General features: G+C 66.5%; 16 protein-coding genes and 1 tRNA gene. 6 read left to right on the top strand and 11 right to left on the bottom strand.

The features are described 5' to 3' along the window. Nucleotides 1-28: 28 nt before the first annotated feature. A complete protein-coding gene (locus tag SKC41_RS20165; RefSeq protein ID WP_239722957.1) occupies nt 29-712 on the bottom strand; it encodes a hypothetical protein in 684 nt (227 codons plus the stop codon). A 463-nt stretch (nt 713-1,175) separates the two neighbouring features. Further along, nucleotides 1,176-1,252: transfer RNA gene (locus SKC41_RS20160), tRNA-Leu, on the bottom strand. Nucleotides 1,253-1,364: 112 nt separating this feature from the next. Between SKC41_RS20160 and SKC41_RS20155 the strand changes: the two genes are divergently transcribed. After that, complete coding sequence (locus SKC41_RS20155; protein ID WP_330979431.1) at nt 1,365-1,985, top strand: ANTAR domain-containing response regulator; 621 nt, start codon at nt 1,365-1,367, stop codon at nt 1,983-1,985. Nucleotides 1,986-2,068: 83 nt separating this feature from the next. Here SKC41_RS20155 and SKC41_RS20150 read toward each other — a convergent pair whose 3' ends face one another. Continuing rightward, complete coding sequence (locus SKC41_RS20150; protein WP_330979430.1) at nt 2,069-3,277, bottom strand: lipid-transfer protein; 1,209 nt, start codon at nt 3,275-3,277, stop codon at nt 2,069-2,071. Beyond that, complete coding sequence (locus SKC41_RS20145; protein ID WP_330979429.1) at nt 3,274-3,774, bottom strand: Zn-ribbon domain-containing OB-fold protein; 501 nt, start codon at nt 3,772-3,774, stop codon at nt 3,274-3,276. The genes SKC41_RS20150 and SKC41_RS20145 overlap by 4 nt, the downstream gene beginning before the upstream one ends. A 74-nt stretch (nt 3,775-3,848) precedes the next feature. Here SKC41_RS20145 and polA point away from each other — a divergent pair, with 74 nt between their 5' ends. The 4 genes from polA (at nt 3,849) to coaE (ending at nt 9,973) form a co-directional block, all read left to right on the top strand. After that, the gene (polA, locus tag SKC41_RS20140) at nt 3,849-6,590 is read left to right on the top strand and encodes a DNA polymerase I (protein WP_330979428.1); all 2,742 of its coding nucleotides are present in this window, start codon (nt 3,849-3,851) and stop codon (nt 6,588-6,590) included. Between the two features lie 25 nt (nt 6,591-6,615). Further along, nucleotides 6,616-7,062, top strand: coding sequence for a DMT family transporter (locus SKC41_RS20135; RefSeq protein WP_330979427.1), 447 nt, complete (start codon nt 6,616-6,618; stop codon nt 7,060-7,062). A gap of 238 nt (nt 7,063-7,300) precedes the next feature. Next, nucleotides 7,301-8,746 (top strand): 30S ribosomal protein S1, encoded by a 1,446-nt coding sequence (rpsA, locus tag SKC41_RS20130; RefSeq protein ID WP_330979426.1) that lies wholly within the window; start codon nt 7,301-7,303, stop codon nt 8,744-8,746. 12 nt (nt 8,747-8,758) lie between these two features. Then, on the top strand, nt 8,759-9,973 hold the full coding sequence (gene coaE, locus SKC41_RS20125; RefSeq protein ID WP_330979425.1) for a dephospho-CoA kinase: 1,215 nt from the start codon (nt 8,759-8,761) through the stop codon (nt 9,971-9,973). 3 nt (nt 9,974-9,976) lie between these two features. Here coaE and SKC41_RS20120 read toward each other — a convergent pair whose 3' ends face one another. The 7 genes from SKC41_RS20120 to SKC41_RS20090 all read right to left on the bottom strand — a co-directional run bounded on the left by SKC41_RS20120 (nt 9,977) and on the right by SKC41_RS20090 (nt 16,842). After that, entirely contained in the window at nt 9,977-10,384 is a 408-nt protein-coding gene (locus tag SKC41_RS20120; protein ID WP_330979424.1) for a hypothetical protein, read from the bottom strand. Between the two features lie 24 nt (nt 10,385-10,408). Beyond that, the gene (locus tag SKC41_RS20115; protein WP_330979423.1) at nt 10,409-11,185 is read right to left on the bottom strand and encodes an Fpg/Nei family DNA glycosylase; all 777 of its coding nucleotides are present in this window, start codon (nt 11,183-11,185) and stop codon (nt 10,409-10,411) included. Next, on the bottom strand, nt 11,178-12,068 hold the full coding sequence (ligD, locus tag SKC41_RS20110; RefSeq protein WP_330979422.1) for a non-homologous end-joining DNA ligase: 891 nt from the start codon (nt 12,066-12,068) through the stop codon (nt 11,178-11,180). The genes SKC41_RS20115 and ligD (SKC41_RS20110) overlap by 8 nt, the downstream gene beginning before the upstream one ends. Beyond that, the gene (gene ligD, locus SKC41_RS20105; RefSeq protein WP_330979421.1) at nt 12,068-13,066 is read right to left on the bottom strand and encodes a non-homologous end-joining DNA ligase; all 999 of its coding nucleotides are present in this window, start codon (nt 13,064-13,066) and stop codon (nt 12,068-12,070) included. The genes ligD (SKC41_RS20110) and ligD (SKC41_RS20105) overlap by 1 nt, the downstream gene beginning before the upstream one ends. Continuing rightward, complete coding sequence (locus SKC41_RS20100; protein ID WP_330979420.1) at nt 13,063-13,638, bottom strand: DNA polymerase ligase N-terminal domain-containing protein; 576 nt, start codon at nt 13,636-13,638, stop codon at nt 13,063-13,065. The genes ligD (SKC41_RS20105) and SKC41_RS20100 overlap by 4 nt, the downstream gene beginning before the upstream one ends. 9 nt (nt 13,639-13,647) lie before the next feature. Then, the gene (locus SKC41_RS20095) at nt 13,648-14,115 is read right to left on the bottom strand and encodes a DUF402 domain-containing protein (protein WP_330979419.1); all 468 of its coding nucleotides are present in this window, start codon (nt 14,113-14,115) and stop codon (nt 13,648-13,650) included. A gap of 93 nt (nt 14,116-14,208) precedes the next feature. Next, on the bottom strand, nt 14,209-16,842 hold the full coding sequence (locus SKC41_RS20090; protein WP_330979418.1) for an FHA domain-containing protein: 2,634 nt from the start codon (nt 16,840-16,842) through the stop codon (nt 14,209-14,211). A 194-nt stretch (nt 16,843-17,036) separates the two neighbouring features. Between SKC41_RS20090 and SKC41_RS20085 the strand changes: the two genes are divergently transcribed. Then, entirely contained in the window at nt 17,037-19,085 is a 2,049-nt protein-coding gene (locus SKC41_RS20085; RefSeq protein ID WP_330979417.1) for a serine/threonine-protein kinase, read from the top strand. The last annotated feature ends 8 nt before the right edge of the window (nt 19,086-19,093 follow it).

The raw sequence follows: 19,093 nt of genomic DNA, 5'->3' as shown, positions 1-19,093 counted from the left end.
CCAGGACATTCCCCAACGCCGCGGTTGGCTAACTGGGGCCGGGACTCCCGGTCGGCGGCGCACCGCGCAAATGGATGTGCGTGTCACGGAGGCGAGTGGTCCGCCGTCCGCCGGATGGGGTGAACCCGGGCAGGTGCTCGACGGGCACCGTTCCGGCATGGGTTCGGACCACGACCGGCATGGCCAGCATCATGGCGAACACCCGCGACTCGCGCTTTGCCTGCTCTCTCGCGATGAACAGCACATCCAGGGGGTACCACAGGCCAACCCACGCCACCACGAGGAACACGCCGTTGCCGAGCAGTTCACCGGCGAGCTCACCCACCATTGGGCGAGTGAAGATGTACGACAGCGCGATGCCCGCAACGAAGAGCACCGAGCCGCTGATGAGCGACCGCATGCCCTGGCGCCAGATCAGGTCATGCTGCCGATCGGCCCGGCGCACTGCCAACGCGCAGTAGCGGCGGACCGACGATTCCAGGGTCGCTGCCAGTTCTTCGGAGCATTCGCCGGTGATATCCAAAACGATGCGCTGAACATTGGAATGTCGTTTCTGGGCCAACATCAGCTCGACGAGTTCGTCCATGCCGCTGTCGATTCGGTGCGCGCCGGATAGCAGGGCCCGCTCGTCGACGGCGAATAGGTCGGCGGGCTCGTCCAGTTCAATGACGATGTCCGACAACGGTTCCTGTCGATCGCGTCGCAGATTCACGCCACCACCTCCCGCACCAGAAGGCACCGCTTGTCACGGCATGCCCGCATAGTACTGAGGTCGGCGTGCGTGGCCCGGTGTTTCACCGAATATATTGGTGTACAAGCAGTCTCAGTTGTCGACTAGTGGCCCGGAAGATGCCTATCCACCCCTCCGCGGAGGGGTGGATAGGACGGAACAACCTAGATGCTGATGCAGGATCCGCCGGGAATGCAGAAGCTTCCGCATCCCGAAGTGGTGAGCGGGGTCAGCACAATAACGACGGCAACGAACAGTTTGCTAAAACGCGACACGACGAACTCCATTCTGGGTGAACGGGGTAAAGCGTGCTTACTGTACGACTGTTGAACAAGCGAAAGACGTTCCGCGAACCAACCGTGTCGTTTCCGGAATTGCGGCGTTATTGCGGTGTTGTCAAAACGCAATAGGCGACTCGTCTGAGACTGAGCTGCCGGGTCAGGCGTGGTGCCCTCGGTGAGATTCGAACTCACACTGCACGGGTTTTGAATCCGTTTCCTCTGCCAGTTGGGATACGAGGGCGTGTCCGGCGTATTAACTTAAGCGGCCTCCCACCATAGAGGATCGGTGCGGTCGTCCGCTCTCACCGCCCCCGATGTCGCTGGTTGTCGCGATCCACGAGACAATGTCCGTCATGACAGGCCCCACGACCGACACCGACGCCGCTGTGCCGCGCCGGGTCCTGATCGCGGAAGACGAAGCGCTGATCCGTATGGACTTGGCCGAGATGCTGCGAGAGGAGGGCTACGACATCGTCGGCGAGGCCGGCGACGGCCAGGAAGCCGTCGAGCTGGCCGAGCTCCATAAGCCCGACCTCGTGATCATGGACGTGAAGATGCCGCGCCGTGACGGCATCGACGCCGCGTCCGAGATAGCCAGTAAACGCATCGCGCCGATCGTGGTGCTGACCGCGTTCAGCCAGCGCGATCTCGTCGAACGGGCGCGCGATGCCGGCGCGATGGCATATCTGGTGAAGCCGTTCACGATCAGCGATCTGATCCCGGCCATCGAGTTGGCCGTCAGCCGATTCGGCGAGATCACCGCGCTGGAACGCGAAGTCGCGACGCTGTCCGACCGCCTGGAGACCCGCAAGGTCGTCGAACGCGCCAAGGGTCTGCTGCAGTCCAAGCAGGGCATGACCGAGCCCGAGGCGTTCAAGTGGATCCAGCGCGCCGCCATGGATCGCCGGACCACGATGAAGCGGGTGGCCGAAGTCGTGCTGGAAACCCTCGGCGGCGAGTCCGACGAGGAGTAGGGCCCGCGCGTCGAGACTGCGCTCAGATCGCGAATTTGGGCGAATCGACGCTCTGGTTGCAGTCTCGGCGGATGGCGAGCCGCCTAGCGGGCGACGATCACCGACGAGCCGTGGCCGAACAGGCCCTGGTTCGCGGTGACGCCGACCGTGGCGTTCTCCACCTGCCGGCCAGTGGCCTGGCCACGCAGCTGCCAGGTCAGCTCGCAGACCTGAGCGATCGCCTGGGCCGGGATGGCCTCACCGAAGCACGCCAGCCCGCCGGACGGGTTGACCGGAACCTTGCCGCCGATGGCGGTGGCGCCGCTGCGCAGCAGCTGCTCGGCCTCACCCTTGGGGCACAATCCCAGGTGCTCGTACCAGTCGAGCTCGAGCGCGGTGGACAGGTCGTAGACCTCGGCCAGGCTCACGTCCTCGGGCCCGATGCCGGCTTCGGCGTAGGCCGCGTCGAGAATCTGATCCTTGAACACCCGCTCGGGCCCGGGCACGACGGCGGTGGAATCCGTTGCGATGTCCGGCAATTCGGGCAAGTGCTGCGGGTACCGGGGAGTGACTGTGCTGACCGCGCGCACGGAGGGCACACCGTCGAGCGAGCCGAGGTGCTTGCGCGCGAAGTCGGCGCTGGCCACGATCAGTGCGGCTGCGCCGTCGGAGGTGGCGCAGATGTCGAGCTGCCGCAACGGGTCACTGACCACCGGGCTGGCCAACACGTCCTCTACCGAAGATTCTTTGCGGTAGCGGGCATTCGGGTTTTGCAGGCCGTGCTGAGAGTTCTTGACCTTCACCTGGGCGAAGTCCTCCGACGTCGCCCCGTACAGATCCATCCGCCGGCGCGCGAGCAGCGCGAAGTACACCGGGTTCATCGCGCCGATCAGGTGAAACCGCTGCCAGTCGGGGTCGTTCTTGCGTTCCCCGCCGACCGGCGCGAACGCGCCTTTCGGCGTGGTGTCGGCACCGATCACCAGCGCGACGTCGCAGAACCCGGCCAGGATGTGGGCGCGGGCGCTCTGCAGCGCCTGCGAGCCGCTGGCGCAGGCGGCGTAGCTGGAGCTGACCGGCACGCCGTTCCAGCCGAGCTTCTGCGCGAACGTCGATCCCGCGATGAAGCCAGGGTAGCCGTTGCGGATGGTGTCGGCGCCGGCGACCAGTTGGATCTGTTGCCAGCCCAGGCCGGCTTCGGCCAGCGCGGCGCGCGCGGCAACGACGCCGTATTCGGTGAAGTCACGACCCCATTTGCCCCAGGGGTGCATCCCGGCGCCGAGGATGTACAGCGGTTCGGGCGTAGTCGTTGTCATATCCGCTGCTCCTCGCCGCTTTTTCCGATCGCACTGCTCTGTTTATCGTCGCCGTCGGAGGCTACCTTCCAGGCGTGCACAATGCGCTCGACACCGTCGTCGTCGGTGAACAGCGGCATGGTGGTCAGTTCCATCTGCATGCCGACCTTCAGGTCGGCGGCCAGCGTGCCCTCGACGACCTTCCCCAGCACGATGATGCCCTCGTCGGCCAGTTCCACCGCCGCGATCGCGAACGGCTCGAACGGATCCGCCGCGGGGTAGGGCGCGGGCGGGGGATAGCGGTTTTCGGTGTAGCTCCACAGCGTTCCCCGGGTCGACAACGCGACGAGCTCCAGGGTGTCGCTGGCGCATGCCGGGTTCGGGCAGTTGTTCTCCCGTGGCGGGAATACGTAGGTGCCGCACGCGGGGCACTTGCTGCCGATCAGATGGGGCTTTCCGGCGTCATCGGTGGCGAACCATCCGTCGATCGCGGGTTCTTGACTGGTGACCTCTGGCACTCGGCCAGACTACCCAGCTCACACACAAAACTGAAACGTGTTGCAGTTCTGCCGCGAGTGACTCGTCATTGCGGATGCCTAGAGTGAGAGCCGTGCCCGTCGCGACCACAATTCCCAGCCAGGAACAGACCAAGCCGACACTGATGTTGCTGGACGGCAATTCGCTGGCCTTCCGGGCGTTCTACGCGCTGCCCGCGGAGAACTTCAAGACCCGCGGCGGCCTAACCACCAACGCGGTCTACGGCTTCACCGCCATGCTGATCAACCTGCTGCGCGACGAGGCCCCGACGCACATCGCCGCGGCGTTCGACGTCTCGCGCCAGACGTTCCGGCTGGAGCGCTACCCCGAGTACAAGGCCGGCCGATCGGAGACGCCCGACGAGTTCCGCGGCCAGATCGACATCACCAAGGAAGTGCTGGGCGCGCTGGGCATCACGGTGCTCGCCGAGCCCGGATTCGAAGCCGACGACCTGATCGCGACACTGGCCACCCAGGCCGAGAACGAGGGCTACCGGGTCCTGGTGGTCACCGGCGACCGTGATTCGTTGCAGCTGGTCAGCGACGACGTCACGGTGCTCTACCCGCGCAAGGGCGTCAGCGAACTCACCCGCTTCACCCCGGAGGCGGTCGTCGAGAAGTACGGGCTGACGCCCGCGCAGTACCCCGACTTCGCCGCGCTGCGTGGCGATCCCAGCGACAACCTGCCCGGCATTCCCGGCGTGGGGGAGAAGACCGCGTCCAAGTGGATCGTCGAGTACGGGTCGCTGCAGGGTCTGGTCGACAACGTCGACTCGGTGCGCGGCAAGGTCGGCGACGCGCTGCGGGCTCACCTGGCCAACGTCATCCGCAACCGCGAGCTCACCGACCTCGTCAAAGACGTGCCTCTGGCGCAAACCCCGGACACGCTGCGGATGCTGCCGTGGGATCGCGACCAGATTCACCGGCTCTTCGACGACCTCGAGTTCCGGGTGCTGCGCGACCGGCTGTTCGAAACCCTGGCCTCGGTGGACCCCGAAGTGGACGAGGGATTCGACGTGCGCGGCGGCGCGCTGGAGGCCGGTCAGCTGGCCGTGTGGCTGGCCGAACACAGCTCCGGCAAGCGATTCGGCCTGGCCGTCGTCGGCACCCACCTGGCCTACGACGCCGACGCCACCGCGCTGGCCATCGTGTCCGCCGACGGCGAGGGCCGCTATATCGACACCTCGACGCTGGATCCCGACGACGAGGCGGCGCTGGCATCCTGGCTGGCCGACCCCGGCCCGCCCAAGGCGCTGCACGAAGCCAAGCTGGCGATGCACGACCTCGCCGGGCGGGGCTGGACGCTGGCCGGCGTCACCTCCGACACCGCGCTGGCGGCCTACCTGGTGCGCCCCGGGCAGCGCAGCTTCGCTCTCGACGACCTTTCGCTGCGCTACCTGCGCCGCGAACTGCGCGCCGAAACCGCAGAGCAGCAACAGCTTTCGCTTCTCGACGATTCCGACGGGGTGGACGACCAGGCGGTGCAGACGCTGATCCTGCGCGCCGTGGCGGTGCTGGACCTGGCCGACGCGTTGGACGAGGAGCTGGCCCGGATCAACTCCACGTCGCTGCTGGGCGGTATGGAGCTGCCGGTGCAGCGGGTGCTCGCGGACCTGGAACATGTCGGCATCGCGGTCGATCTGCCGAAACTGTCGGAGCTGCAAAGCGATTTCGCGGCCCAGATCCGCGACGCGGCCGAGGCGGCCTACGCGGTGATCGGCAAGCAGATCAACCTGGGCTCGCCAAAACAGTTGCAGACGGTGCTATTCGACGAGCTGGGCATGCCGAAGACCAAGCGCACCAAGACCGGCTACACCACCGACGCGGACGCCCTGCAGTCGCTGTTCGACAAGACCGGCCATCCTTTCCTGCAGCATCTGCTGGCCCACCGTGACGCCACCCGGCTCAAGGTCACCGTCGACGGGCTGCTGAATTCGGTGGCCTCCGACGGGCGTATCCACACCACGTTCAACCAGACCATTGCCGCGACGGGCCGATTGTCGTCGACCGAACCGAATCTGCAGAACATTCCGATCCGCACCGAGGCGGGTCGGCGCATCCGCGACGCGTTCGTGGTCGGCTCGGGCGAATCGGGGGCCTACGCCGAGTTGATGACCGCCGACTACAGCCAGATCGAGATGCGGATCATGGCGCATCTGTCCCAGGACGCAGGCCTGATCGAGGCGTTCAACACCGGCGAAGACCTGCACTCATTCGTCGCCTCTCGGGCCTTCGGGGTGCCGATCGAGGAGGTCACCGCCGAGCTGCGCCGCCGGGTCAAGGCGATGTCCTACGGGTTGGCCTACGGACTGAGCGCCTACGGATTGGCCGCCCAGCTCAAGATCTCCACCGAAGAAGCCAAAGAGCAGATGGACCAGTACTTCGCCCGATTCGGCGGCATCCGCGATTACCTGCGCAACGTCGTCGAACAGGCCCGCAAGGACGGCTACACCTCCACGGTGTTCGGCCGCCGGCGCTACCTGCCCGAGCTGGACAGCAGCAACCGCAACGTGCGCGAGGCCGCCGAACGGGCGGCGCTCAACGCGCCGATTCAGGGCAGCGCGGCCGACATCATCAAGATGGCGATGATCGAGGTCGACAAGGCGATCAAAGATGCCGGGCTTAAATCCCGGATGTTGTTGCAGGTACACGACGAGTTGCTGTTCGAAATCGCGCCCGGCGAGCGCGCACAGGTCGAGGAGCTGGCGCGCGACAAGATGGGCTCCGCCTACCCGCTGGACGTGCCGCTCGAGGTTTCCGTCGGCTATGGCCGCTCCTGGGACTCGGCGGCACACTAAGCCGCGCACTAGACGAAGGAGTGGCATGAACGCCGCCTGGATCATCCCGTTCATCGTCCTGGGTGGTGCGCTTCAGACGTGCGGAGCCGCCATGAATGGCCAGCTTTACAAGCACATCATCAACCCGTGGCTCGCGTCCGCGATTTCGTTCGCGGTCATCACCGTTTTCTTCGTCGCCGCGTTCCTGTTGATGCCGAAACCGCTGCCCACCGCCCGCGACGTCGCGTCGATGCCGTGGTGGGCCGTGATCGGTGGCCTGGTCGGAGCGGTCCAGGTCTACGCCGGCCTCACGCTGGTCAACCGGGTCGGAGCCGGCACCTTCATGGCTTTCACGGTCACATCAGCGCTGGTCATGTCGTTGGTTCTCGACCACTTTGGCTGGTTACGGCTGGATCCTCATCCGATCACGCTGCTGCGGGCCCTGGGCGGCGTGCTCATGGTGTGCGGAGTCGTGCTGATCGCCAAGTTCTGACCGGCGAATAGGCGCACTAGCAGTCCCAACCGCAGGCCCTGCCGTTTCGGGGCAGGCATGATGACAACAATCGACCTCAAATTCCGGGTTGCGCGCAGGGTGCCGCGGGTCGAATACTGGGCGTGGCGGACGTGGCGCGCCGGGCGAGTTTGTCCAGCGTGTGACCTGTCGAGTAGCCTTATCAGGTAAATCCCAGTTTTATCCCTACGACCCAACCTGTCCGGAGCACCCCAACAATATGCCGAGTCCCGCCGTCACCTCGCCGCAAGTAGCCGTCAACGACATTGGCTCGAGCGAGGACTTTCTCGCCGCAATAGACAAAACGATCAAGTATTTCAACGATGGCGACATCGTCGAAGGCACGATCGTCAAAGTGGACCGGGACGAGGTGCTCCTCGATATCGGCTACAAGACCGAAGGGGTCATCCCCGCCCGCGAACTCTCCATCAAGCACGATGTCGACCCCAACGAGGTCGTTACCGTCGGTGATGAGGTCGAGGCCCTTGTTCTCACCAAAGAGGACAAAGAAGGGCGTCTGATCCTGTCCAAGAAGCGCGCACAGTACGAGCGCGCCTGGGGCACCATCGAAGCGCTCAAGGAGAAGGACGAGGCCGTCAAGGGCACCGTCATCGAGGTCGTCAAGGGCGGCCTGATCCTCGACATCGGGCTGCGCGGCTTCCTGCCCGCCTCGCTGGTTGAGATGCGCCGGGTGCGCGATCTGCAGCCCTACATCGGCAAGGAGATCGAAGCCAAGATCATCGAGCTGGACAAGAACCGCAACAACGTGGTTCTGTCGCGGCGCGCCTGGCTGGAGCAGACCCAGTCCGAAGTGCGCAGCGAGTTCCTCAACCAGCTGCAGAAGGGCACCATCCGCAAGGGTGTGGTGTCCTCGATCGTCAACTTCGGCGCGTTCGTCGATCTCGGCGGTGTCGACGGTCTGGTGCACGTTTCCGAATTGTCTTGGAAGCACATCGATCACCCGTCCGAGGTGGTCCAGGTTGGCGACGAGGTCACCGTCGAGGTGCTCGACGTCGACATGGATCGCGAGCGGGTCTCGTTGTCGCTCAAGGCGACTCAGGAAGACCCGTGGCGCCACTTCGCCCGCACCCACGCCATCGGTCAGATCGTTCCCGGCAAGGTCACCAAGCTGGTGCCGTTCGGCGCGTTCGTGCGTGTCGAGGAGGGCATCGAGGGTCTGGTGCACATCTCGGAGCTGGCCGAGCGCCACGTCGAGGTGCCCGACCAGGTGGTCGCCGTCGGCGACGACGCGATGGTCAAGGTCATCGACATCGACCTGGAGCGTCGCCGGATCTCGTTGTCGCTCAAGCAGGCCAACGAGGACTACACCGACGAGTTCGACCCCGCCAAGTACGGCATGGCCGACAGCTACGACGAGCAGGGCAACTACATCTTCCCCGAGGGCTTCGACTCCGAAACCAACGAGTGGATGGAAGGTTTCGACACTCAGCGCAACGAGTGGGAGGCCCGCTACGCCGAGGCCGAGCGCCGGCACAAGATGCACACCGCGCAGATGGAGAAGTTCGCCGCTGCCGAAGCCGCCGGGCACACCGACAGCGATCACACGCCGGGCAACGGTGCGTCCTCGCCGAAAGAGGCGGGCGGCTCGCTCGCCAGCGACGCTCAACTGGCCGCGCTGCGCGAAAAGCTCGCCGGCAACGCCTAACCTTCGCCTCGGATGCTGCGCATCGGGTTGACCGGTGGCATCGGCGCCGGGAAATCGGCGCTGTCCGCCACGTTCGCGGAATGCGGTGGGATCGTCGTCGACGGCGACGTCATCTCCCGGGAGGTTGTCCAGCCGGGCACCCCGGGGTTGGCGTCGCTCGTCGAGGCGTTCGGTGAGGACATCCTGCAGCCGGACGGATCACTGGATCGTCCGGCCTTAGCCGCCAAGGCTTTTGCCGACGACGAGGCCCGCCAGAAGCTGAACTCGATCGTTCACCCGTTGGTGGGCAAGCGGCGCGAGGAGATCATCGCGTCGGTCCCGGAGGACTCGGTTGTCGTCGAGGACATTCCGCTGTTGGTGGAATCCGGTATGGCGCCGCTGTTTCCGTTGGTGATCATCGTGCACGCTGATGTGGAACTACGGGTGCGCCGGCTGGTCGAGCAGCGCGGCATGACCGAGGACGATGCCCGCGCCCGGATCGCGGCCCAGGCCAACGACGAGCAGCGTGAAGCCGTCGCCGATATCTGGCTGGATAACTCGGGCAGTCAAGAGGATTTGGTCAAGCGGGCCCGCGAGTTGTGGAACGACCGGATTGTGCCGTTCGCGCACAATCTGGCCGAGCGGCGGTTCGTCCGCGCACCGGCGCGCGTGGTGCCGGCCGATCCGACCTGGCCGGACCAGGCGCGGCGCATCGTCAACCGGCTGTCGGTGTCGTGCGGGCATAAAGCGTTGCGCGTCGACCACATTGGGTCTACCGCGGTACCGGAGTTCGACGCCAAGGATGTCATCGACATCCAGATCACCGTCGAATCACTGACGGTGGCAGATGAACTCGCCGACGTATTGCTGTCGGCTGGTTACCCGCGCATCGAGCATATCGAGCGGGACGACGTCAAGCCCGACGCGCGCAGCACGGTCAGCGATTACGACCACAGCGACGATCCGACCCTGTGGCGCAAGCGAATTCATGCCTCGGCCGATCCTGGACGCCCCACCAATGTGCACATCAGGGTGGCGGGGTGGCCCAATCAGCAGTTCGCCTTGTTGTTCGTCGACTGGCTGGCCGCCAACCCCGCGGAGCGGGTCAATTACCTGGCCGTCAAACACGAGGCCGAAAAACCCGCCGACGGCGACACGGCGATCTACGTCGAGGCCAAGGAGCCGTGGTTCGCCGACGCCTACCGCCGGGCCTGGGAGTGGGCGGATTTCACCGGCTGGCGGCCTTAGCTGCTACGTCGGTAGCGGCGCTCCACACTGCAGCGCACCGTTATTGGGGTCGGTGTTGCCGGGCGTCGGCCGGACCATTTGGTCGGCCTGAGCGAAAACGTTGTCGTCGACGTCGATCTCGCAGTGCACGTTCGCGGCGTAGGGAAAGCGCAGCACGATCCGCAGGCCGGCCTGGGCCGGGTCGGGCAACACGGTGTTGGCCTCGAACGCGTTGCCCGGCATCGACGGAAGGTTGGTGGTGTTGGTCTGGCCGCCGTTGGTGATGAAGGTGGCCTGACTGCCGGTCGTCAGGGCGTCGATCCTGGCGCGGTAGGTGATGTTGTGCAGGTCCGCATGGGCCGTCGCGGGAATCAGCTGCGAGCCGATGACGATCGCGACCACCGGCATAGACCAGTGCTTACGAGGGGTCATAGCAGCAGAGATTACGCCCAGCCGCTAACGCTGGCAGTTCGGGCACCACAACGACATCCGGCCGCCCACCCGGCGATGGCACAGGCGCGTTCCGCAGCGCGGGCAACCCGGATCCGGTTCGTCTCGCACCCTCGTCAGCCATCGGGGCAGTCCGGGCACCCGGCCGTGCCGGACCGCGGTGTGCAGCACCTGGGTCATCGCGGTGTGCAGGCGCTTCACCTCGTCGGCCGCCAGGTCGGCGACCGGGCGGGTGGGTGGCAGCCTGGCCCGCCAGCAGATTTCGTCGGTCAGCAGATTGCCGAGGCCGGCAATCACCGACTGGTCCATCAGCGTCGGCTTCAATTGACCGTGCCGGCCGCCGAGTACGTCGCGAAAGACCGGCAGGCTCATGTCCAGCGCGTCGGGACCCTGCCGCCCGAGTACCTTCGCAAGGTCGTCGTCGCCATCGGCCAGCCACACCCCGCGCAGTTTGCGCAGGTCGGCGTAGCGCAGTTCGCCCTTGTCCAGCGAGACCACCAGCCGCTCGTACTTCTCCCGCTCGGTGTCGGCGTCGGCGAAGTACGGATGCCCGGTCATGCCACTGTGGATCAACAGCGTCGGACCGTCGGTGGGCAGTATCAGCCACTTGCCATGGCGGCGCGGGGTGCGGAAGCGGTGCCCGTCGAGGCGCCGACCCAGCGCGGTGGCGGACGTATTGCGCAGGATGCCGGGGTCGCGGACCTGCACGCGCTGAATACGGCGGCGCGGCAAGGTGTTTGCCAACTCGCGCCGGAAGCCCTCGACGTCGGGTAGTTCAGGCACGGAGCTTCGCCAACCGCTCTTGCGGGCCGGTCAGTGAGCGGGCGTGCCGGTACATCGCTGCCCAGGGATCGCCTTGGCCGGCCAGCCGTTTGGGAATGTCGCGGATGGTGAACCGGTCCGCCCGCAGGCCGCGAGTGTCCAGTTCGTCCCACTCCAGCGGAGTTGCCACGGGGGCGGCGGCGCGAGCCCGGACCGAATACGGTGCAACAGCAGTCTGCGCGTAAGCATTTCGCATGATGTCTAGGTACACCCGGCCGCCGCGCTTGTCCTTTCGGGCTTCCACGGTGCGGTGCGCGTCGTCGTCGGCCACGACGACTTCGGCGACGTCTCGGGCGAATTGCCGAGCGGTATCGAAGTCGGCTTCGGGGCGCAGCGGCACCACGACGTGCAGCCCGCGCGATCCGGTGGTCTGCACATAGCGTGCCAGCCCCAGCTCGTCCAGCACATCGGCCATCGCGTGGGCTGTCGCGCGTACCACCGCGAAGTCGGTGTCCGAGGGGTCGAGGTCGAAGACCAATCGGTCCGGATTGTGTAGCCGATCTTTGCGCGACTGCCAGACATGCAGGGTGATGCAGCTCTGGTTCGCGAGCCAGCGCAGGGCTTCCGGGCGTTCGACCAGCGGGTGCACCAGCGTGCCGCCTTCCTTGGTGACTTCGACGCCGCTCATCCAGTCTGGCAGCGTGTCAGCGAAATCCTGTTGTACAAAGCCCTTTTCACCGATCCCGCGGGGGAACCTCTGCACGGTCAAGGGGCGGCCCTTGAGGTGCGGGAGCATGGTGTCGGCCACTTCGCCGTAATAGTCGGCCAGTTCCCGCTTGGTGGTCCCGCTCTGCGGAAACAAGACACGATCCGGATGGGTGATCTCGACTTCAATGCGTGGCATCAGCGTGTCTCCCGTACTACATCGCCGGGGTCCTTGTCGGTCCGCAGTCCCTGGTAGCGCGGATGGCGCAGCTTGCCGTCGCGCGTCCACTCAGTAAACCCGATCTGGGCCACCAACTCCGGACGCACCCACCGCGCGCCGCTTTGGCGCACCAACCCTCGGGTGAACGGCGGTGTGTCCTGCTCGATCGGGGTCAGGCGCTCGTGCAGGCTGCGCAGCGTGGCCTCGTCGAATCCGGTGCCGACCTTGCCGGCGTAGACGAGGTCGCCGCCATCGTGGTAGCCGATCAGCAACGCGCCCAACCCGATTCGGCTACCATTCGGAATGGTGTAGCCGCCGACAACGAATTCCTGGTCCCGAACGCACTTGAATTTCAGCCAATTCCTCGAACGGCCGCTCTCGTAGCTGGAGTCGGCGAGCTTGGCGATCACTCCTTCGTCGCCGCGCCGGCACGCGGCCTGGTAGGCGGCGAGGCCATCGCCGACGCGGTGGGCGGTGTTGCGCAACGGATCGTCGAAGCTGATCGCGTCGCGCAACAAGCGTTTACGCCACTTCAGCGACAGCTCGGTGGTGCACTTGCCGTCGAGGTGCAGCAGGTCGAAAAGGTAGTAGTAAACCCGGATTCGCGACGCTCGGGCCACCTCCGGGTCGGTGATGCCCAGCCGTCCCTGCAGCCTGGCGAAGCTGGTACGGCGGCCCTGGAATGCGACGACCTCACCGTCCACCACGAACCGGGTGGTGTGCTGGGCGGCGAGTGCGTCGACGAGCTCCGGGTAGGTTGCGTTGAGCGGCTGGCGATTTCGTGACAGCAGCCGGATCCGATCGCCGTCACGAAACGCCAGGCAGCGCATGCCGTCGAACTTGCGCTCGAAGATCCAGTTCGGGTCGCAGAATCTCTTGTCGGTCAGGGTGGCCAACGTAGGAGCTCGCCAGTCCGGCACCGTCTCGTCGCGCAATGCTTCGCGGACCGAGGCGGGCAGGCCGGCGAGATCGGTCATGACGATTCATCCAGGTCGTCCAGCGTGCGGCCGGACAGCACCGATTCGGGCTGGCTCTTGACGGGTTTGCGCCGAGCGTCGGCGTTCTCGTCCTTGCGTTTGAGCAGCAGCCAGGTCTCGTCCTTGCCGTCGCGAATTCTGGTGAGCGCCCATCCGCCCTGCAGCTTCTCGCCCTGCAAACGGAATGACAGGTGGCCGCGGCGCAGACCGTCGGCCATCTCGCGCTCCGTCGCATTGGCGTAGGTGCCGCGGTCCCAGACGATGACCGGACCGGCGCCGTACTCACCCTCGGGGATCACGCCTTCGAAATCGGCGTAGTCCAGCGGATGATCCTCGGTGCGGCGCGCCATCCGCCGGTCCTTGGGATTCGTCGACGGCCCTCTCGGTATCGCCCACGACACCAGCACGCCGTCGATTTCCAGCCGAAAGTCGTAGTGGTCGCTGCGGGCGGCGTGGTGCTGGATTACGAAGGACGGCTCGGTCGCGCCGGCCCGGCGGCGACGTCCCAGCCGCCCGCGCGGTTCGGGGCTGCGGCGGAAGCGCCGTTTACGCCGGTACTCACTCAAGGGCATACCGCAGAGTTACCCGGGGGCCCGCTCCGAAAACTGCTGCCGCCGGCGCCAGGTGAGTTCGATGCCGTCGCCGCGCAGCCAGCGATGCAGGTCATAGCCGTTCCGGGCCAGCCCCTCGACGGCGTGCACGGCACGACGCACCGCCTGCTCGGCAGCCTCGGGTGTCAGCAGCCCCTGCCGTACCGCATCGAATAGCTCGTCGACGTCGGCCAGCCCGGCTCCCGAGCCGGTGCGTACCTCGATATCGAGGTAGTGGTCCTCAGAGCTCCACACGTCGGGGCCGGCGATGTATTCGCCCACGTCGAGGTAGAAGTCGTGGTCGCGCTCATGGCCCGGGTTGAAGTGGAACACCGTGGCGCGCAATCCCAGCGACGGCAGCAGCCACGATTCCAGGTAGTGGAACTGGGCGCGGCCCGGAGTCGGCCGAGCGACATAAAGCCCCCACGGATGCACCGCATACTCGTCGACCGCCCGCACAACGCCTTTGGGATCGGTGTTGGTGCGGGCGCGCAGGTCGAACGTTTCGTGCTTGGGAGGATGGATGGCGTCACCTTACCGGGATCACGACGGTCAGCGGCGCAGCCGGATCTTCCACCGGACAAAGCCGAAATAGAACAACGACAGGCCGGCCAGCACGCCCATGTCGAACAGCCAGGTATTCAAGGTGTGCTGCCAGAACCGGTCCTGGGCGAGCAGCGAATCCGGTACCAGGTGCCGCAGGTCGACCGTCGCGGCCGCCGCGGCGTAGCCCCAGCGCGCCGGCATCACGAACGACAGCTGATCGAGCCCGAGCCGGCCGGTCACCGGGACCATGCCGCCGCACAACACCAGCTGCGCCATCACGGCCACCACGAACAGCGGCATGATCTGCTCGCTGGAGCGGACCAGCGACGAAATCGCAAGGCCGAGAATCGCCGACGCGACGCAGGTCGCCGCAACGGTCGCGAACAGCTCGACGGTGGCCGCGACCGTGCCGTGCCCGAGCAGCAGGCCCCCTCGGGTCGGGGCGCTCTTGCCGATCACGACGATCGCGGTGATGATCGCCGATTGCACGATCGCGAATCCGCAGAAGACCGCGGTCTTGGCCAGCAGGTAAGCGGTCGTCGACAGCCCGACCGCTTGCTCGCGCTGGAAGATGGCGCGTTCACCGACCAGGTCGCGGATCGTCAGCGCCGTGCCCATGAACGCCGCGGCGGGCATCAATAGGGCCAGTATCTGGGCGGCTTCGTCGGGTGTGCCCGCGTTTGCCCCGGGCAGATGGAATCCGTTCGAGCCCGGAACCGTCAGTGACAGCGACCCCAGGATGAACGGCAACAGCGCCAGAAAGACGAAGTAGGCGCGGTCGGCGACGACCAGGCGGACCTGTCGGCGGGCGATCGTCGAGATCTGGCGCCGCACGCTGGTATGGACCGGTTCGCCGAGCTCGCCCGGCTCATCGTCCTTGGCCGCCAACGGTTTCCGGCGCTGGGCCGCGTCGCGTTCCAGGAAGCGCCGGTTGGCCTCCTCGGGATCGGCGCCCACCTTGGTGAAGATCTTGGCCCAGTTGGTGGTGCCCATCGCCGTCCCGATCTGGTCCGGCGGGCCGCAATAGGCCGTCTTGCCGCCCGGCGCCACCAACAGCAGCTGGTCGCACAGTTCGAGGTAGGACAGCATGTGCGTCACCACGATCACCACGCGGCCGGCGTCGGCCAGCTGGCGCAGCATCATCATGACCTGGTGGTCGAGCGCGGGATCCAGGCCCGACGTCGGCTCGTCCAGGATCAGCAGCGACGGACCGGTCAACAGTTCCAGCGCCACCGAGGCGCGTTTGCGCTGGCCCCCGGAGAGCTTGTCGACTCGGGTTTCGGCGTGTTTGGTCAGGTCGAGTTCCTCCAGCACCCGCGTGACGACCTTGGCGCGGTCGGCTTTGCTGGTATCGGGTGGCAGTCGCAGTTCGGCGGCATAGCCCAGCGCTTGGTTCACGGTCAGCTGCCGGTGCACGACGTCGTCCTGTGGCACCATGCCGATCCTGCTGCGCAAGGACGCATACTCGGCGTGAATGTTGTGGCCCTCGAACGTCGCTGAGCCGGAACTGGGCGTGGTGTAGCCGGCGATCAGCCGGGCCAGCGTGCTCTTCCCGGCGCCCGATCCGCCGATGACGGCGGTCAACGTCCCGGGACGGGCGGTCAGCGAGATGTTGTCCAGCAGTTGTTTGCCGTTGTCGACGACGTACTTGACATCGCGCACCTCGAGGCCGCCGGAACGCGTCGCGGCCGCACTGAGCTTGCTCAGAGTGCCGTCGCGCACCACGAGGTCGACATTGCCGATGGTCACCACGTCGTCGTCGTTCAGGATTGCCGAGCCGACCCGGGTGCCGTTGACGAACGTCCCGTTGATGCTGTTGTCCCGGATCTCCAGGCCCAGCGGCGTCGGCACCAACGTGGCGTGCCGGCGCGAGGCCAGGACGTCCGACACGACGATGTCGTTCTCGGGCGCGCGCCCGATCGTCATCGCACCGGCGGTGCCCGCGGCCGACGACGAACGCGGTGAGAGCAACTTCACAAAACGCGTGGCGAGGTTCGACACGTCGGCGGTCTTGGCGTCGATCACGGTGGACTGGGCGGGCGGTGCCTCGTCCACCCGGGGCGGCGACGCGGCGTTGACGACGGTGAGTTCCTCGGGGGGTATCGCGCGCGGCGGCGGTGGCATCCGTGGCGGAGCCTTACGCGGATGTGTCCCGGGATGCCTTGGCGGGCCGGGTATTTGAGCTTGCGAACGCCGGAGTGGCTGCCGTGGCGGCGGGGGGAGCGGCTGCGATGTGGTGGTCGGAGGGTCGGGCATCGCGGACCAGGCGATCGTGGGCGGGCCCGAATCCGGCGTCGGCCTGGCCTGGAGCGGTCGGCTGGACTGGCCTTGTTGCGGTCCGATGGCGAAGGTCAGCCGCGGTCCCTGGGGATTTCCGACGTGAATGCTCTGGCCGTCGTGGAGGTCGACGACCGGCATCCGATAGCCGTTGACGTACGTCCCGTTCAGCGACCCGTTGTCGATCGCCAGCCAGCGGCCTTGATCGAAGCGCAGGATCAAGTGCGCACGGGATATTCGCGGGTCGGCGATGCGCAGATCGGCGTGCTGATCGCGTCCGACGATCACTTCTTGGCCGGCGGCGAAGGTTCGTTGAGACCCGTCGTGCCGAATTGTCAGGACAGGAGGGGCGGGTCGATTCACTACTCAAGTATCCGTGCACGGAGTCAGTGCCCCCCATTGGAGTGACCTGTGACTTAGCTTTGTTTCCGTTCGGACGCTTCATAGCTGGTTCATAGCGTCCAGCGGACTTTCGCCCATCCGCGTCCGGCAGGATGCGAGTCGGGGAGTTGTGCTGACGCGCGCACGAATGCCGACACACGAGGGGGCAATCACACATGGACGAGCTGAAGCGCCCGACCCGGCGCCTCGGCAGCGGCCGACGGCTGCTGACTAACCCGCGACTGGCCGGTGAGGCGTTGCGCGCCGGATTTCATTCGCGCCCTTCGATGACCGTCGCCCACCTCTTTCGCCGCGTCCCCCCGTCGAATCCGAACCCAGCGCCCCAGCCGGCCGACGAGCAGGTCAGCGGCTCGCGCCCGGCGATGGCCAACGGTGCGTCCTTCGCCGGCTACACCATCCTGCGGCCGCTGGGCGCCGGCGGGATGGCCGAGGTCTATCTGGCCCTGCACCCGCGGTTGCCGCGTCGCGACGTGATCAAAGTCCTCGCCGAGGCCGTCACCGCGGACAGCGAATTCCGCGAAAGGTTCAACCGCGAAGCGGATCTCGCCGCGACGCTGTGGCACCCGCACATCGTCGGCGTCCACGATCGCGGCGAATTCGACGGTCAGCTCTGGATCTCGATGGACTACGTCGAGGGCACCGACGCGTCCCGGCTGGTGAAAGAGCGCTACTCCGACGGGATGCCGATCGGGCAGGTGTGCGCCATTCTGGACGCCGTCGCGGGTGCGCTGGATTACGCGCACGATCGCGGCTTGCTGCACCGCGACGTCAAGCCGGCCAACATTCTGCTTACCCATCCCGGTGACGACGACCAGCGAATCCTGTTGGCGGACTTCGGTGTAGCGCGGCATCTGGGCAACATCAGTGGGATCACCGAGACCAACGTCGCCGTCGGAACGGTCGCGTACGCGGCGCCCGAGCAGTTGACCGGATCCAACATCGACGGCCGCGCCGACCAATACGCGTTGGCGGCCACGGCATTTCATCTGCTCACCGGCGCTCCGCCGTTTCAGCATGCCAACCCGATCGCGGTGATCAGCCAGCATCTGCACGAGGATCCGCCGCGGCTCAGCGATTACCGCCCGGACTTGGCCTACCTGGACGACGTGTTCTTCAAAGCCCTTGGCAAGCAACCTGCGCAGCGCTTCGAGCGGTGTCGCGCATTCGCCGCCGCCGTCGGCGCACGGGTCGACGCCGTCGCGGAAACCGGCGGGGTCGGAGACGCGAGCGTCCTGGCGCACCGCCGGCGTGGCGCCGGTGGCCTCGTTTCGGCTGCCTACCATAGGTTTTCGTCGCGGACCCGCTGGTCGGCCGCGCTGGTCTGCGCGGTGCTGATCGCCATCGCGGCGACTTGGTCGACGCTGTACTCCTTTGCGCCGGCAAGCCCGCAACCCAACCCCACGCTGGCTTCGCGACCGTCCGACCCCGCGCCCAGTGCCGCACCGAGACCCGGGGGACCGGTCCTCAACGGCACCTACCAACTGACCTACGACCAAACCAAGCGGACCACCAACGGTGTCCCGATTCGCCACGACGGCTCCGCCACAAACTGGTGGGCGTTTCGTTCCGCGTGCACCACCAACGGATGCGCGGCCACCGGAACCAAGCTCGATGACACCAACCACCAAGTGGCCAGCACCGCCGACGGTGGCGAGACCGACACGTTGCGTTACCTCGGCGGGTATTGGCAGGGCGCGCCGCAGCAGGAGCGGGTCGGCTGCCGCCTGCCCAATGGGCAGGTAAGGGCTACGCAGCAGGAGACCGTCGCCTGGTCGTTGGCCCCTCAACCGGACGGCACGTTGCGGGGCACCAAGACCGAAACCGTGCTGAGCAACGAGTGCGCCGCGCAGGGCGCCGTCGTGCGGATCCCGGTCGTGGCGACCCGGGCCGGTGACGCACCGCCAGGGGTTGTGCTGGCCGATCCCAATCAGGCGATCAGCACCTCCACCACACCCGCGCACCCGGCGCCGGCGGTGCTCGGCGGGTTGTGCACCGACGTCGACAAACTCGCCTACGACCCGACCAGCAACCAGCAGGTCGTGTGCGAAGGCAACACCTGGGACAAGGCGCCCATCGCGACCGGGGTGCACGCCGCGGGCAGCTCATGCGACCTGCCCGACGTCCCGGTATTCGCGATGTCGACCTCGAACGACGGCTATCTGCTGCAGTGCGATCCGGTCACCCGGATGTGGACCAGGCACTGACCGTTGGC

Origin of the sequence: Mycobacterium sp. 050128, from assembly GCF_036409155.1 — a bacterium.
GTDB lineage: Bacteria > Actinomycetota > Actinomycetes > Mycobacteriales > Mycobacteriaceae > Mycobacterium.
Note: the sequence above shows the minus strand (reverse complement) of the source record. Positions and strands in the feature narration are given on the sequence as shown.